The organism is Streptomyces sp. NPDC059785, assembly GCF_042732375.1.
In the GTDB taxonomy this organism is placed as follows: Bacteria; Actinomycetota; Actinomycetes; order Streptomycetales; family Streptomycetaceae; genus Streptomyces.
Window position 1 is genome coordinate 1 of sequence record NZ_JBHWHV010000065.1, and the last position, 15,610, is coordinate 15,610.

Here is a 15,610-nt window from a genome sequence, read left to right on the forward strand (position 1 = left end):
ACCACGTCACCCGGCTGAAGGAGCTCGGCCAGCTCATCGATCGTGGACTGGGTCGCCGCACCGGCCGGGACCATCACCCACACCACACGCGGGCCTTCGAGCTTCTCGACCAGTTCACCGAGGCTGCCGACGTCGGCGAGGTCGGGGTTGCGGTCGTAGCCGAGGACGGTGTGGCCCGCGCGGCGTATCCGCTCGCGCATGTTGCCGCCCATCTTGCCGAGGCCGACGAGTCCGAGCTGCATGTCTTTCACTTCTTCCGGAGAGTGCGGTACGCGGCGACGAGGGCCGCGGTGGAGGGGTCGAGACCGGGCACGTCGGTGCCCTCGGTGAGCGCGGGCTCGACGCGCTTGGCGAGCACCTTGCCCAGCTCGACGCCCCACTGGTCGAAGGAGTCGATGTTCCAGATGGCGCCCTGCACGAACACCTTGTGCTCGTAGAGCGCGATGAGCTGGCCGAGGACCGACGGGGTCAGCTCGCCCGCCAGGATCGTCGTGGTGGGGTGGTCGCCCTTGAAGGTGCGGTGCGGCACCTGCTCCTCGGGCACGCCCTCGGCGCGCACCTCCTCGGCGCTCTTGCCGAAGGCGAGCGCCTGGCCCTGCGCGAACAGGTTGGCCATCAGCAGGTCGTGCTGCGCCTTCAGGTCGTCGCTCAGCTCGCCCACCGGGTTGGCGAACCCGATCAGGTCGGCCGGAATGACCTTGGTGCCCTGGTGCAGCAGCTGGTAGTAGGCGTGCTGCCCGTTGGTGCCGGGCGTGCCCCAGACCACAGGGCCGGTCTGCCACTGCACGGGGTTGCCGTCGCGGTCCACCGACTTGCCGTTGGACTCCATGTCGAGCTGCTGGAGGTAGGCGGTGAACTTGGACAGGTAGTGCGAGTACGGCAGCACCGCGTGCGACTGGGCGCCGAAGAACGAGCCGTACCAGACGCCCAGCAGACCCAGGAGGAGCGGCGCGTTCTGCTCGGCCGGTGCGGTGCGGAAGTGCTCGTCCACGGTGTGGAAGCCGTCGAGCAGCTCCCGGAAGCGGTCCGGGCCGATGGCGATCATCAGGGACAGCCCGATCGCCGAGTCGAAGGAGTACCGGCCGCCGACCCAGTCCCAGAACTCGAACATGTTGTCCGTGTCGATGCCGAAGTCCGCCACCTTGCCGGCGTTCGTCGACAGCGCCACGAAGTGCTTCGCGACGGCCTCCGAGCCGGCCTTCAGCTCACCGAGCAGCCAGTTGCGCGCCGAGGTGGCGTTGGTGATCGTCTCGATGGTGGTGAAGGTCTTCGAGGCGACGATGAACAGCGTCTCCGCCGCGTCCAGGTCGCGCACGGCCTCGTGCAGGTCGGCGCCGTCCACGTTGGAGACGAAGCGGACCGTCAGACCGCGGTCGGTGAAGGCCCGCAGCGCCTCGTACGCCATCGCCGGGCCCAGGTCCGAGCCGCCGATGCCGATGTTGACCACGTTCTTGATGCGCTTGCCGGTGTGCCCGGTCCACGCGCCGGAGCGGACGCGGTCGGCGAAGTCCGCCATCTTGTCGAGCACGGCGTGCACGCCCGGGACCACGTTCTCGCCCTCGACCTCGATCACCGTCTCGCGCGGGGCGCGCAGCGCGGTGTGCAGCACGGCCCGGTCCTCGGTGACGTTGATCCGCTCGCCGCGGAACATCGCGTCCCGCAGCCCGAACACGTCCGTGGCCACGGCCAGCTCCTGGAGCAGCGCCAGGGTCTCGTCCGTGATCAGGTGCTTGGAGTAGTCGATGTGCAGGTCACCGACGCGCACGGTGTAGCGGTCCGCGCGCCCGGGATCGGCGTCGAACAGCTCACGCAGGTGCGGGCGCGGCAGGTCCTGCGCACGGTGGTCCTCCAGGGCCGTCCACTGCGGACGGTGCGTGAGCAGGGGTGAGTCAGGCATGACGGGGGATCTCCTCCGAGCCCTCGCCCCGCAGGGCGACGGCGTACATCTCGTCCGCGTCGAGGCGGCGCAGTTCCTCGGCGATCAGCTGGGCGGTGGTGCGCACCTTCAGCGCCAGGGTGCGCGAGGGCTGGTGCGGCAGCGACAGGGTGGCCAGCGGGCCCTCCGGGCGGTCGATGACGATCTCGCCGCCCGGGGTGCCCAGGCGCACGGCCGTGACCACGGGCCCGCCGGTGACGACCCGCTCCACCTTGACCTTCAGCCGGGCCTCCAGCCAGCGGGCGAGCAGTTCGGCGCTGGGGTTCTCCGCCTCGCTCTCCACGGCGGCCGAGGTCACGTCGGTGCGGGCCTGGTCGAGCGCGGCGGCCAGCATCGAGCGCCACGGCGTCAGCCGCGTCCACGCCAGGTCGGTGTCGCCCGGCGCGTAGGAGGCGGCGCGGTCCGCGAGCGCGTCGAGCGGCGACTCGACCGCGTACATGTCGGTGATCCGGCGCTGGGCGAGCGCGCCCAGCGGGTCCTTGGCCGCGTCGTCCGGCGCGTCCACCGGCCACCACACGACGACCGGCGCGTCGGGGAGCAGCAGCGGCAGCACGACGGAGTCGGCGTGCCCGGCCACCTCGCCGTACATGCGCAGCACGATCGTCTCGCCGGTGCCGGCCTCGGAGCCGATGCGCACCTCGGCGTCGAGCCGCGACTGGGTGCGGTCGCGCGGGGTGCGGGCGTGCCGCTTGATCACGACCAGGGTGCGTGAGGGGTGCTCCCGGGAGGCGTCCTCGGCGGCCTTGATCGAGTCGTAGGCGTTCTCCTCGTCGGTCACGATGACCATCGTCAGGACCATGCCGACGGCCGGGGTGCCGAGCTCCCGGCGGCCCTGCACCAGGGCCTTGTTGATCTTGCTTGCGTTGGTGTCCGTCAGATCGATCTTCATGGCCTGCGCCAGCTCCGTCCGTCTCGTGCGAGCATCTCGTCGGCTTCCTTCGGACCCCAGGTACCCGCCGGGTACTGCGCGGGCCGGCCGTGGTGCTCCCAGAAGCGCTCGATCGGGTCGAGGATCTTCCAGGACTCTTCCACTTCCTGGTGACGGGGGAACAGATTCGCGTCGCCGAGCAGCACGTCGAGAATCAGCCGTTCGTACGCCTCCGGGCTGGACTCGGTGAACGACTCGCCGTACGCGAAGTCCATCGAGACGTCCCGGATCTCCATCGACGTGCCCGGCACCTTCGAACCGAAGCGCACGGTCATGCCCTCGTCCGGCTGGACGCGGATGACGATCGCGTTCTGCCCCAGTTCCTCGGTCGCCGTGGTGTCGAAGGGGGAGTGCGGCGCCCGCTTGAAGACGACCGCGATCTCGGTGACCCGGCGGCCGAGCCGCTTGCCGGTGCGCAGGTAGAAGGGGATGCCCGCCCAGCGGCGGTTGTCGATCTCCAGCTTCACGGCCGCGTAGGTGTCGGTGACGGAGTGCGGGTCGATGCCCTCCTCCTCGCAGTAACCGGACACCTTCTCGCCGCCCTGCCAGCCCTCGGCGTACTGGCCCCGCACGGTGTGCAGCCCCAGGTCGTCGGGGAGCCGCACCTGCTTGAGCACCTTCAGCTTCTCGGTGAGCAGCGCCTCGGCGTCGAAGGCGATGGGCTCCTCCATCGCGGTCAGCGCCATCAGCTGGAGCAGATGGTTCTGGATGACGTCGCGGGCCGCGCCGATACCGTCGTAGTAACCGGCCCGGCCGCCGATGCCGATGTCCTCGGCCATCGTGATCTGTACGTGGTCCACGTACGACCGGTTCCAGATGGGCTCGTACATCTGGTTGGCGAAGCGCAGCGCCAGGATGTTCTGGACGGTCTCCTTGCCCAGGTAGTGGTCGATCCGGAACACCTGGTCCGGCTCGAACACCTCGTGCACGATCGCGTTCAGCTCACGGGCGCTCGCCAGATCGCGCCCGAAGGGCTTCTCGATCACCGCACGCCGCCAGGAACCCTCCGGCGCGTCCGCGAGCCCGTGCTTCTTGAGCTGCTGGACGACCTTGGGGAAGAACTTCGGCGGTACGGAGAGGTAGAACGCGTAGTTGCCGCTGGTGCCGCGGGAGGAGTCCAGCTCGTCCACGGCCGCGCGGAGCTGCTTGAACGCGGTGTCGTCGTCGAAGTCGCCCGGAATGAAGCGCATGCCCTCGGCGAGCTGCTGCCAGACCTCCTCGCGGAACTCGGTGCGGGAGTGCTCGCGCACCGAGTCGTGGACGACCTGCGCGAAGTCCTGGTCCTCCCACTCGCGCCGGGCGAAGCCGAGGAGCGAGAAGCCCGGCGGCAGCAGACCGCGGTTGGCCAGGTCGTAGACGGCCGGCATCAGCTTCTTGCGGGAGAGGTCACCGGTGACACCGAAGATGACCAGGCCCGAGGGGCCCGCGACCCGGGGCAGCCTGCGGTCCCGGGGGTCGCGCAGCGGGTTGCCCCAGTCGGACTCCAGGGTGCCGTTCCCGGCGAGCCCGAGCGCCTCGGCGATGTCGGAGGAGTCGGCGCCCGTGTGGTCGGGCAGCGCGGTGGCGGGCCGCGCCGCCGCCTTCTCGCCCTTGCTCTCGGCCTTCGCGGCGGCCTTGGTGGTGGCGGCCTTGGCGGCCGTCCTCCGGGCGGCGGGTTTCTTCACGGCACCGGCCGCGGTCCCTTCCGCGGGGGTCCCGGCGGGGGTCTCGGCGGAGGTCTCGCTCTCGCTCATACGGTTTCAGCTCCCTTGCCGCGCAGGGAGGCCGCGACGGCCTCCAGCAGGTCCTTCCACGCGTCCTCGAACTTGGCGACGGCCTCGTCCTCGAGCTGGGCCACGACCTCGTCGTAGGAGATGCCCAGCGCCTCGACGGCGGCCAGGTCGGCGCGGGCCTGCTCGTAGCCGCCGGTCACCGTGTCGCCCTGGATGTCGCCGTGGTCGCCGGTCGCCCGCAGCGTGCCCTCCGGCATGGTGTTGACCGTGCCGGGCGCGACCAGCTCGTCGACGTACAGGGTGTCCTTGTAGGACGGGTCCTTCACGCCGGTGGAGGCCCACAGGGGGCGCTGGGCGTTGGCGCCGCCCGCGGCGAGCGCGGCCCAGCGGTCGCCGGGCGCCGTCGTGCCGGACACCGGCCCGAAGACGTCCTCGTAGGCGGCGTAGGCGAGCCGGGCGTTGGCGAGCGCCGCGCGGCCCTTGAGCGCCAGCGCCTCGTCGGTGCCGTTCTTCTTCAGGCGCTTGTCGATCTCGGCGTCCACGCGGGAGACGAAGAAGGACGCCACGGAGTGGATCTTCGACAGGTCGAGGCCGCTCTCCTCGGCCTTCTCCAGCCCGGCCAGGTAGGCGTCCATGACCTCGCGGTAGCGCTCCAGCGAGAAGATCAGCGTCACGTTCACGCTGATGCCGAGGCCGATGACCTCGGTGATCGCCGGGAGACCGGCCTTCGTCGCCGGAATCTTGATCATGACGTTCGGGCGGTCGACCAGCCAGGCGAGCTGCTTGGCCTCGGCGACGGTCGCCTCGGTGTGGTGGGCGAGACGGGGGTCGACCTCGATGGAGACCCGGCCGTCCCGGCCGCTGGTCGCGTCGTACACCGGACGCAGGATGTCGGCGGCGTCGCGGACGTCGGCGGTGGTCATCATGCGCACGGCCTCGTCGACCGTGACGCCGCGGACCGCCAGATCGGCCAGCTGCTCCTCGTATCCCTCGCCGGAGCCGATGGCCGCCTGGAAGATCGACGGGTTGGTGGTGACGCCGACGACGTGCTCACGCTCGATCAGCCCGGCGAGGTTGCCGGACGTGATCCGCTCGCGCGACAGGTCGTCGAGCCAGACGGAGACGCCTGCGGCGGAGAGGCGGGCGAGGGCCCCCGCGGCGGCGGTTGCTTCGGTGGTCACAGTGATCATCTTCTTTCTTGCGTGCTGATCAACCGCGCGCGGCGGCGAGGGATTCCCGCGCGGCGGCGGCGACGTTCTCGGCGGTGAAGCCGTACTCGGTGAAGAGGGTCTTTGCGTCGGCGGAGGCGCCGAAGTGGTCGAGGGAGACGATGCGTCCTGCGTCACCTGTGAAGCGGTACCAAGTCAGGGCGACGCCCGCCTCGACCGCCACGCGGGCCTTCACTGTGGGCGGAAGGACACGCTCCCGATAGTCCGCGGGCTGCTCCTCGAACCACTCCACGGACGGCATGGACACCACCCGGGTGCCGACGCCCTCCGCCTCCAGGAGATCGCGGGCCGCGACGGCGAGCTGCACCTCGGAGCCGGTGGCGAGCAGCACGACGTCCGGCGTCCCGGTGGAGGACTCCCGCAGGACGTAGCCGCCCTTCGCGGCGTCCGGGTTCGGCTCGTACGTCGGCAGGCCCTGGCGGCTGAGCGCGAGCCCGTGCGGGGCCGGCTTCTCCGCGTGCCGCCGGAGGATCTCGGCCCAGGCGATCGCGGTCTCGTTGGCGTCGGCCGGGCGGACGACGTTCAGGCCGGGGATGGCGCGCAGGGAGGCCAGGTGCTCCACCGGCTGGTGGGTGGGGCCGTCCTCGCCGAGGCCGATCGAGTCGTGCGTCCAGACGTACGTCACCGGGAGCTGCATCAGTGCGGAGAGGCGGACGGCGTTGCGCATGTAGTCGGAGAACACCAGGAAGGTGCCGCCGTAGATGCGGGTGTTGCCGTGCAGCGCGATGCCGTTCATCTCGGCGGCCATGGAGTGCTCGCGGATGCCGAAGTGGATCGTGCGGCCGTAGGGGTCGGCCTCCGGCAGCGGGTTGCCCTCCGGCAGGAACGAGGAGTTCTTGTCGATGGTGGTGTTGTTCGATCCTGCCAGGTCGGCGGAGCCGCCCCACAGCTCGGGCAGCACACCGCCGAGCGCCTGGAGCACCTTGCCGGACGCCGCGCGGGTCGCCACGGACGTGCCCGGCTCGAAGACCGGCAGCGCCTCCTCCCAGCCCTCGGGGAGCTGACCGGCCACGACCCGGTCGAAGAGCCGCGCCCGCTCCGGCTGCGCACCGCGCCACTCGGCGATCCGCTTGTCCCAGGCGGCGTGCGCCTCGGCGCCGCGGTCCAGAGCGGTACGGGCGTGGTCGAGGACCTCCGGCTCGACCTGGAAGGACTGCTCCGGGTCGAAGCCGAGGACGCGCTTGGTGGCCGCGATCTCCTCGGCGCCGAGCGCCGAACCGTGGGACGCCTCGGTGTTCTGCGCGTTCGGCGCGGGCCAGGCGATGATCGTGCGCATCGCGATGATCGACGGCCGCTCCGTCTCGGCCCGCGCCGCTTCGAGCGCGGCGTACAGGGCGTGCACGTCGATGTCGCCGTCGGCCGACGGCTCGATCCGCTGCACGTGCCAGCCGTACGCCTCGTACCGCTTCAGCACGTCCTCGGAGAACGCGGTCGCGGTGTCGCCCTCGATCGAGATGTGGTTGTCGTCGTAGACGAAGACGAGGTTGCCGAGCTTCTGGTGGCCCGCGAGGGAGGACGCCTCGGCGGAGATGCCCTCCTCCAGGTCGCCGTCGGAGACGATGCCCCAGATCATGTGGTCGAAGGGGGACTCGCCCCCGGGGGCCTCCGGGTCGAACAGACCGCGCTCGTAGCGGGCGGCCATCGCCATGCCGACGGCGTTCGCGACACCCTGGCCGAGCGGTCCGGTGGTCGTCTCCACACCGGCGGTGTGCCCGTACTCGGGGTGGCCGGGGGTCTTCGAGCCGTGCCGGCGGAACGCCTTCAGGTCGTCGAGGCCGAGCTCGTAGCCGGAGAGGAAGAGCTGCGTGTAGAGGGTCAGCGAGGTGTGGCCGGGGGAGAGGACGAAGCGGTCGCGGCCGGTCCACTCCGGGTCGGCGGGGTCGTGACGCATCACCTTCTGAAAGAGGGTGTACGCCGCCGGGGCGAGGCTCATCGCGGTGCCCGGGTGTCCGTTCCCGACCTGCTGCACGGCGTCGGCCGCCAGCAGACGGGCGGTGTCGACGGCACGGCGGTCGAGTTCGGTCCACTCGAGGCGGTGCTCGGAAGTCTGCGTACTCATCTTCAAGAAGTCCTCGATAACGGGCGGCTACCAGCTCTGACGTGTTCAAACTTAAAAGTCTGACTTTTGCCGGGGAAGGTGCCCCTGTGTCAGCCTTCGGTGAAAGTGGGACATCGCATGCAGGACAGAGCCGACGCGAGAGGGACATGAAAGACAGAACGACCCATGACCGGACCGGAGCGACGGGCCCGCTCCGGACCGGGGCGACGAGTCCGCTCCGCACCGGGGCCGGGGGCGGGGACGCGATAAGGACCTTCGCCTTCCCCGCCGACCTCAGCGTGTCCGGCGTCGGCATGCAGGTGGGCCCCATGGGCGAGGGCCGCGTCTGGCACGCGGACGCCCCCCTGGAGCGGGTGCACCGCATCGACTTCCATGTGGTGATGCTCTTCCGTCGGGGACCGGTCCGTCACATGATCGACTTCGCCGAGTACGAGGCCCGCGCCGGGGAGCTGCTCTGGATCCGCCCAGGCCAGGTACACCGCTTCGCCAAGTCGGACGGGTACCGCGGGACGGTGCTGACCATGCAACCGGGTTTTCTGCCCCGCGCGACCGTCGAGGCGACCGGCCTCTACCGCTACGACCTGCCGCCGCTGCTGCGCCCCGAGCCGCAGCAGCTCGTCGCGCTGGAGCACTCCCTCGCCCAGCTCGAGCGCGAGTACGTCGACAACGTCACGCTGCCGCTCAGCCTGCACACCTCGGTGCTGCGGCACACGCTGACCGCGTTCCTGCTGCGGCTCGCCCATCTCGCGGCGAGCTCCGCCCAGGCGGCCCAGGGCCGGACCGACACCACCTTCACCCGCTTCCGGGACGCCGTGGAGCAGGGGTTCGTCACCAACCACAGCGTCAGCGCCTACGCCGACGCGCTCGGTTACTCCCGCCGCACCCTGGTCCGCGCCGTGCGCGCGGCGACCGGCGAGACCCCGAAGGGCTTCATCGACAAGCGGGTGGTCCTGGAGGCCAAACGGCTGCTCGCCCACACGGAGCTGCCCATCGGCCGCGTCGGCGCGGCCGTCGGCTTCCCCGACGCCGCCAACTTCTCCAAGTTCTTCCACCAGCACACGGACCTGACCCCGGCCGCGTTCCGGGCCGACATGCGCTGACTACGCTGAAAGGGGCGGGCCGCCGGGCCCGCCCCTTTTGTGGTCGTGCCGGCCGCCGTCAGTGGCCGAACTCGAACCAGTTCACGTTCACGAAGTCGGCCGGCTGGCCGCTGGTGAAGGTGAGGTAGACGTCATGGGTGCCGGTGACGCCGCTGATGTTCGCCGGGACCGTCTTCCAGCTCTGCCAGCCGCCCGTGTTGCTCAGCGCGAAACTGCCGACCGGAGTGGCGGTACGGGAGTCGAGACGCACCTCGACCAGACCGCTGACGCCGGTCGCCGCACCGCTCGCCACCCGGCCGCGGAACTGGGTGGCCGCCGTGGAGCCGAAGTTGACGCCCTTGTAGAGCGCCCAGTCGCCGTTGGCGAGGCTGCTCAGGTTCTGGCCGCCGCCCGAGTCCGTGGTGGTCTCGGTGGCCACCCCGCTCTGGCTGTCGTACGACTCGCCCTGGATGGCGCTGTAGGCGTCGCGGTTGCCGGTCGGGGGAGGCGTGGTGCCGCCGCCGGTGGTGGACTGGAGCACCTGCACGTAGTCGACGGTCATCGGGACGCCCGGGGTGGTGGCGCTGTCCGGGCCGCCGCCGAAGGCGTCCACGAAGCCGCCGCCCATCGCCACGTTCAGGATGATGAAGTAGCCGTGGTTGGTGGCGTTGGCCCAGGTGGTCGCGTCCACCTGGTTGGCGCGCACGGTGTGGAAGTTCTGCCCGTCGACGTAGAAGCGGATCTCCTCCACGCTCGTCGAGCGGTCCCACTCCATGCCGTACGTGTGGAAGCCGGACTGGCAGGTCGAGCCGGGACACGCGGTGCTGCCGCCGATGCCGGTGGTCTCGTTGCAGGGGCCGCCCGGGTTGGTGCCGCAGTGCATGGTGGACCAGACGGTGTTCAGGCCCTGGACGTTCTCCATGATGTCCAGCTCGCCGACGGCCGGCCAGTTCTGGTAGTTGCCGCGGTAGGGGGCGCCGAGCATCCAGAACGCCGGCCAGTAGCCGCGGGCCGCGGTGCCGGTCACGTTCGGCATCTGGATCCGGGCCTCGACGCGCAGCTTGCCGCCCGCGGCCGGCTGGAAGTCGGTGCGGTTGGTCTCGATGCGGCCCGAGGTCCAGTTGCCCGAGGAGTCCCGCCGCGGGGTGATGCGCAGATTGCCGTTGCCGTCCAGCGCCACGTTGTCCGTGCTGCTGGTCATGTTCTCTATCTCGCCGGTGCCCCAGTTGGTGGGGCCGCCGGGGTAGCCGTGGCCGGTGTCGTACCGCCAGTTGGTGGTGTTGACGCCGGTGCCCGCAGTGCCGTTGAAGTCGTCCAGGAAGACCTGGGACCAGCCGGAGGGCGGGGTGGGCGCGGACGCGCTGGCCGGGAGCGTGGCCGCGCCGGCGGCGGCCGCCGCCAGGCCGAGCGTGCTGAACACGGCGATCAGCGCCCGCCGGAGCGGGGCACGTCTGTGCCGGCCGGAGGAGCCGGTGTTGCCGGGGGTATCACTCATGGGTGCCTCTTCAGGTACGGAGTGAGGTGCGGGGGTGTGGGGAGAGAGCCGTTTGAGAGCGCTCTCATGAGAGGTGCGCGGCCAATGTGCTCTCTGTCACTCCGATCGTCAAGAGATAAAGCCGACAAAGTCGTTGCGGGGTGCGGGAGTTCACAGCGTGAATACAGCGAGAGGGTCGCGAGAAAGGAGAAAAGGGCCCTGCCGTGACGGCAGGGCCCGAAGGCGGGAGAAGCGCCCTAAAGCGCGCTGCCCGCTTTCCAGTCCGTCCAGGAGAGGTTCCAGCCGTTGAGGCCGTTGGACGCGGACACCGTGTCGTCGCCCGAGTTCTCCACCACGACGACGTCGCCGAGCATCGAACTGTCGTAGAAGGCGTAGCCCGGCACCGACTTGTCGCCCGCGCCCTTGGTGTCCTGAAGGCCGATGCATCCGTGACTGCTGTTGGTGGAGCCGAAGACGGACGACGAGGCCCAGTAGTTGCCGTGGATGAACGTGCCCGAGGTGGTCAGGCGCTGGGCGTGCGGCACGTCCTTGATGTCGTACTCGTCGCCGAGACCGACGGTGGAGGACTCCATCCGCGTCTCCTTGAACCGCTCGCTGATCACCATGATCCCGGACCAGGTGGTGTGGTCCGCGTCGCCGCCGGTGACCGGATAGGTCGCGAGCTCGCTGCCGTCCCGCCGCACCGTCATGGTCTTCGCCGCCAGGTCCACGGTGCTGATCTGCTCGCGGCCGATGTGGAAGGTGACGTCCTTGGACTGGGAGCCGTAGACCCCGTCCGCGCCCTCGACGTCCTTCAGCCGCAGACTCAACGTGACTTTCGTGCCGGCCGCCCAGTACTGCTCGGGCCGGAAGTCCAGGCGGGTGTCGCTGAACCAGTGCCCGACCACCTCGACGGCCGGGCTCGCCGTCACCGTGATCGCCTTCTCCACCGCCGCCTTGTCGGTCACGGCCTGGGTGAAATTGATGGACACCGGCATCCCGACGCCCGAGGTCGAATTCGCTTCCGGCGTGAAATATCCCACGAAGGTCTCCGAGGGATTCTTCGTGGTGAAGGACGCCGTCTGCTCGTCCTCGCCCTCGGGTTTCACGGTGACCGTGTATTTCGTGCCCGAGTAGGGGTTGTCGTCCGACGTCCACGTCGTCTTGGCGTCGTCGAAGGACCCTTTCAGGGACGAGCCGTCGTTGCCGGTCACCTTCACGGTGGCCAGCGTGCCGTCGTCCACCGTCACCTCGACCGGGCTGGTGAAGCCGGCCTTCTTGCTCCCGTCGGCCGGTGTGACGGTCACCGTGGCCGCTTTGACCTGCTGCTTCTTCGTACTCGCGGTCGTCGTGCCGCCGGTCGCGGCGGAGGTCTCCGAGGCGTCCGCCGAGGCGCTGCACCCCGTCAGCGCGACGGCCGGTACGGCGCCGAGGGCGGCGAGCACCCCGCGCCGGGACAGCCGTCCGCGCCCGCCCGGCCGTCCGGGCTCGTTCGATGTCTGGGGGACGCCCACGGCACGCCTTTCTTCGATGACCACAGGGGAAGCGGCGGAAACGGTCACCGAAGACCGCGCCGCCGGCTGCCGATCGTGCGCCGCTTTCCTGGGTTGATTCTTTGAATCCGAGGGCAGCCGCCTGAGATTCCTGTGAAGAAGCCCTGAGAGACGGCCTGAACCGCGGTTGTCCGGGGGCCGCGGATCGTGAACAGAGTATGAAGGCACGGCCGGTGCGCTGAGTTTCCGGTGAGATCCCCGTCTCCGGTATCGCTTCCCCACCAGTCCGGTCGGAATAGTGCAGAAGGAGAGGAAGAGGGAGTTCCGCGAAGCGGCGGCGGCCGCGCGGTGACGTGAGCCGCGTGGCGGTGAGTGTCGTGCGGGGTCGAGTGCCGCCCGGCGGCAAGCGTCGCGCGGCGGTGAATGCCGTGCGGGGTCGAGTGCCGCGTGGCGGCAAGCGTCGCGCGGCGGTGAATGCCGTGCGGGGTCGAGTGCCGCACGGTGGCGAATGTCGCGCGGGGTGCATGTCGCTGAGCGGGTCCCAGTAATCGACGCCGGAGGTATACGTGAATTCAGTCCGCAAGCGGCACACCGTGGCCGTCGTCGGAGCGGGGGCGGCCGGCACCCTGACCGCCATCCAGCTCTGCGAGACCGCGACGCGCCGCCGGACGCCCCTCGACCTCGTACTGGTCGACCCGGCCCCGGAGGCCGGACGCGGCACCGCCTACGCCACCCCCGACCCCCGCCACCGGCTCAACGTGCCCGCGGGCGGCATGAGCTGCTACCCCGACGACCCCGGCCACTTCACCCGCTGGCTCTGCCGGCACGGCGAACCCACCGTCACCGGCGCAGACTTCGCGACCCGCTACCGTTACGGCGCCTACCTGGCCGACACCCTCGGCCAGGCCGTCGTCCGCGCCCACGGCACCGTCGCCGTACGCCGGCTGCGCACCCTCGCCGAGAGCTGTACCGGCACCCCCGACGGCCGGGCTGAACTGCGCCTCGCCGACGGGGGCCGCCTCACCGCGGACAGCGCGGTCCTCGCCACCGGGCCGGGACCCGCCGACGCCGCGTGGGCCCCGCCGGAGCTGCGCGCCGCCGAGCGCTTCATCGGCACACCGTGGGCGCCGGGCGCGCTGGACGGACCGCTGGCCGACAGAGGGGACGGCGGCGCGGCGGGCGGCCCGCCCGCGAGCACCGCGGGCGTACCGGCGGGCTCCCTCCCCGGTACCGCGGGCGTACCGGCCGGCTCCCGCCCCGGTACCGCGGACGTGCTGCTCGTCGGTACCGGGCTGACGGCTGTCGACCTGGCCCTGACGCTGGACCGGCCGGGCCGCACCGTGTACGCCGTCTCGCGCGGTGGCCTGCTGCCGCAGCCGCACGCGCTCACCCCGGCGGGCGTCATGGACCTCCCCGAGGACCTGGACGACAGCCGTTCGCACGAGGGCTCGGACGGCGGCTGCCCGCCCGAGGGCGCGGGCGGGGGTTCGGGCGGCGCTCGTCTGCCTGGAGGTGGTTCGGGCGGCGCTCGTCTGCCTGGGGGTTCGGGCGGTAGTCGTCTGCCGGAGGGCTCGGACGGCACTCGCCTGCGCGCGGGCGCGGGCGGCAGTCGTCTGCCTGGGGGTTCGGGCGGTAGTCGTCTGCCGGAGGGCTCGGACGGCACTCGCCTGCCCGCGGGTTCGGGCGGCAGTCGTCTGCCTGAGGGCTCGGGCGGCGGTCGTTTGTCCGACGGCTCGGGCGGCGGTCGTTTGTCCGACGGCTCGGGCGGCGGTCGGCTGCCCGCTCTGCGCAGGACCGTGTACCGGCACATCAGCCGTGCCGTGCGCATCCACGGCGACTGGCGTCCCGCCCTGGACAGCCTGCGCCCGCACACCGCCCGGCTGTGGCACAGCCTCACCCCCGGGGAGCGGGCGGAGTTCCTGGCCTGCGAGGGCGCGCTGTGGAACACCCACCGGCACCGGATGGCGCCCGCCACCGCCGAGTCGGTGCTCCGCGCGCGCACCGCGCGGCGGCTGCGCGTGCACACCGGCACGGTCACCGGCGCCGCCGTCCGCGCCGACGGCTCCCTCGACGTACGGCTCTCCGACGGCCGTACCCTCCACGTCGGCTGGGTGATCGACTGCACCGGTCCCGGCCGCCGCCCCGGCGGTCCGCTCTGGCGGTCGCTGCTCGACTCCGGCGCCGCGGTCCCCGGCCCGCTCGGCATGGGCGTCGCCACCCGTGACGGCCGGCTCGTCGACGCCGCCGGACGCACGGACCTGCCCGTGTACACCCTGGGCGCCCCGCGCCGCGGCGAGCTGTGGGAGACCACCGCCGTACCGGAGATCCGCGTCCAGGCCGCCGCGCTGGCCGAGGAGTTGCTCGCCTCCCCGGCCCGTCCCGCCCGCGCGACGCGCCGCCCGCGCCGCCGCCCCGTCGACACGCACGGCCTCGCCCTGTCCACCCACGCCGAGGCTGCCGCCGCCCACCGCACCGGACTCGACCGGGTCCTGAAGGTACGGGCCGGCGCCGAGGACGCCTTCGCCCGCGCGGTCGCCCTCGACCCGGGCTTCGCCCTCGGTCACGCCGCGCTGGCCCTGCTCGGCCACGAGTGCGGCGCCGCCGTCGACGTGCCCAGGGCCCTCGCCGATGCCCAGCGCTCCGCCCGGGAACGGGCCGACGCACGCGAGCGGTCCTTCGTCGACGTCGTCACCCGGCGCGTCCACGGCGACGGCGGGGACGCCGCCCTGCTCGGCCACCTCGACGCGTACCCCGGCGACGCGCTCGCCCTGGCCGTCGCCGTCCCCACCATCGCCTTCTCCGGTGTCAACGACCTGGACGACGACTACGCGCTACGGCTGCTGGAGCGGACCTCGCCCGCCCACGACGGGCACTGGTTCCACACCTCGCTGCTCGCCTTCCTCCGCCAGGGGCAGGGCCGCCTGCACGAGGCGGGCGAACTCGCCCACCGCGCACTGGCCGTGGAACCCGCCTCCGGACACGCCGTGCACGCGCTCGCCCACGTCCACTACGAGTCCGGGGCGCACACGGCGGGCCGCGACTGGCTGGACGGCTGGATCTCGGGACAGGGCAGGGGAGCGGTCCACCGGGCGCACTTCTCCTGGCACGTCGCCCTGCACGAACTCGCCCTGGACGACCCCGCGGCCGTACGGAAGCGGTGGTTCGCGCAACTCGCGCCGGGCCGGGTGACCGGCGTACGGGCCCTGGTCGACTCGGGTTCGCTGCTGTGGCGGGCCCGGCTCAGCGGCAACTGGCGCGGCCCGGTGCCCGCCGCCGACGTCCTGGAGACCGTCGCCCGGGACATCGTGGAGCGGCCCGCCACCGCGTTCACCGCGCTGCACGCCGCGGTCGCCCTCGCCGCCGCCGGCGACCTGCCTGCCCTGCGCCGGCTGCGCGACCACGCGCGCGGCGCCGACCCGGTGCAGCGCGAGATCATCGTCCCGCTCTGCGAGTCCTTCGCCGCGCTCGTCGAGGAGCGCTTCCAGGAGGCCGCCCGCGGCCTCGACGCGCTGCTGCCGGTACTCCGCAAGGTCGGCGGCAGTGCCGCCCAGCGCGAGGTGGTCGAGGAGACCCTGCTCTATGCCCTGGTCTCGGCGGGCCGCTGCGGTGCCGCGCGCCGATTGCTCGACGCGCGGCTCGACCGGGGGGCGGCGCCCCGGGACCGGCGGCTGCGGGCGGCGCTGCCGGGCTGACGGCGGAC

General features: G+C 71.7%; 9 protein-coding genes and 1 pseudogene. 2 read left to right on the forward strand and 8 right to left on the reverse strand.

What is annotated here, in order from left to right:
- From ACFV6E_RS35140 to tkt, 6 genes and pseudogenes are all read right to left on the reverse strand, one after another.
- Positions 1–380 (reverse strand): NAD(P)-binding domain-containing protein (locus ACFV6E_RS35140; protein ID WP_385467246.1); only part of this gene is annotated, 380 nt, incomplete at its 3' end.
- Positions 269–1,897 (reverse strand): annotated as a pseudogene (gene pgi, locus ACFV6E_RS35145) (glucose-6-phosphate isomerase); the annotation flags it as partial. The gene ACFV6E_RS35140 and the pseudogene pgi, both read right to left, overlap by 112 nt.
- Positions 1,890–2,825, reverse strand: coding sequence for a glucose-6-phosphate dehydrogenase assembly protein OpcA (opcA, locus tag ACFV6E_RS35150; protein WP_385165507.1), 936 nt, complete (start codon positions 2,823–2,825; stop codon positions 1,890–1,892). The pseudogene pgi and the gene opcA, both read right to left, overlap by 8 nt.
- Complete coding sequence (gene zwf / locus ACFV6E_RS35155) at positions 2,822–4,597, reverse strand: glucose-6-phosphate dehydrogenase (RefSeq protein ID WP_385467249.1); 1,776 nt, start codon at positions 4,595–4,597, stop codon at positions 2,822–2,824. Before zwf ends, opcA begins: the two co-directional genes overlap by 4 nt.
- On the reverse strand, positions 4,594–5,766 hold the full coding sequence (gene tal / locus ACFV6E_RS35160) for a transaldolase (RefSeq protein ID WP_385467252.1): 1,173 nt from the start codon (positions 5,764–5,766) through the stop codon (positions 4,594–4,596). Before tal ends, zwf begins: the two co-directional genes overlap by 4 nt.
- A 19-nt stretch (positions 5,767–5,785) precedes the next feature.
- Positions 5,786–7,864, reverse strand: a complete 2,079-nt coding sequence (tkt, locus tag ACFV6E_RS35165; RefSeq protein WP_385467255.1) for a transketolase — start codon at positions 7,862–7,864, stop codon at positions 5,786–5,788.
- Positions 7,865–8,010: 146 nt separating this feature from the next.
- On the opposite strand from tkt, the gene ACFV6E_RS35170 reads away from it, so the two are divergent.
- Positions 8,011–8,964 (forward strand): helix-turn-helix domain-containing protein, encoded by a 954-nt coding sequence (locus ACFV6E_RS35170; protein WP_385165497.1) that lies wholly within the window; start codon positions 8,011–8,013, stop codon positions 8,962–8,964.
- 58 nt (positions 8,965–9,022) lie between these two features.
- On the opposite strand, the gene ACFV6E_RS35175 is transcribed toward ACFV6E_RS35170, so the two are convergent.
- Positions 9,023–10,438, reverse strand: coding sequence for a glycoside hydrolase family 16 protein (locus tag ACFV6E_RS35175; RefSeq protein ID WP_385165494.1), 1,416 nt, complete (start codon positions 10,436–10,438; stop codon positions 9,023–9,025).
- A 236-nt stretch (positions 10,439–10,674) separates the two neighbouring features.
- Positions 10,675–11,931, reverse strand: coding sequence for an Ig-like domain-containing protein (locus tag ACFV6E_RS35180; RefSeq protein ID WP_385165492.1), 1,257 nt, complete (start codon positions 11,929–11,931; stop codon positions 10,675–10,677).
- A 545-nt stretch (positions 11,932–12,476) separates the two neighbouring features.
- Here ACFV6E_RS35180 and ACFV6E_RS35185 point away from each other — a divergent pair.
- Positions 12,477–15,602 carry an FAD/NAD(P)-binding protein gene (locus ACFV6E_RS35185; RefSeq protein WP_385467258.1) on the forward strand — a complete coding sequence of 1,042 codons (3,126 nt, stop codon included), beginning with the start codon at positions 12,477–12,479 and terminating at the stop codon, positions 15,600–15,602.
- Positions 15,603–15,610 lie beyond the last annotated feature (8 nt).

Excerpts from the sequence above, each read along its gene's own strand:
- tal (WP_385467252.1), bottom strand. The coding sequence starts at position 5,766 with ATGATCACTGTGACCACCGAAGCAACCGCCGCCGCGGGGGCCCTCGCC.
- opcA (WP_385165507.1), bottom strand. The coding sequence starts at position 2,825 with ATGAAGATCGATCTGACGGACACCAACGCAAGCAAGATCAACAAGGCC.
- tkt (WP_385467255.1), bottom strand. The coding sequence starts at position 7,864 with ATGAGTACGCAGACTTCCGAGCACCGCCTCGAGTGGACCGAACTCGAC.
- zwf (WP_385467249.1), bottom strand. The coding sequence starts at position 4,597 with ATGAGCGAGAGCGAGACCTCCGCCGAGACCCCCGCCGGGACCCCCGCG.
- ACFV6E_RS35170 (WP_385165497.1), top strand. The coding sequence starts at position 8,011 with ATGAAAGACAGAACGACCCATGACCGGACCGGAGCGACGGGCCCGCTC.
- ACFV6E_RS35175 (WP_385165494.1), bottom strand. The coding sequence starts at position 10,438 with ATGAGTGATACCCCCGGCAACACCGGCTCCTCCGGCCGGCACAGACGT.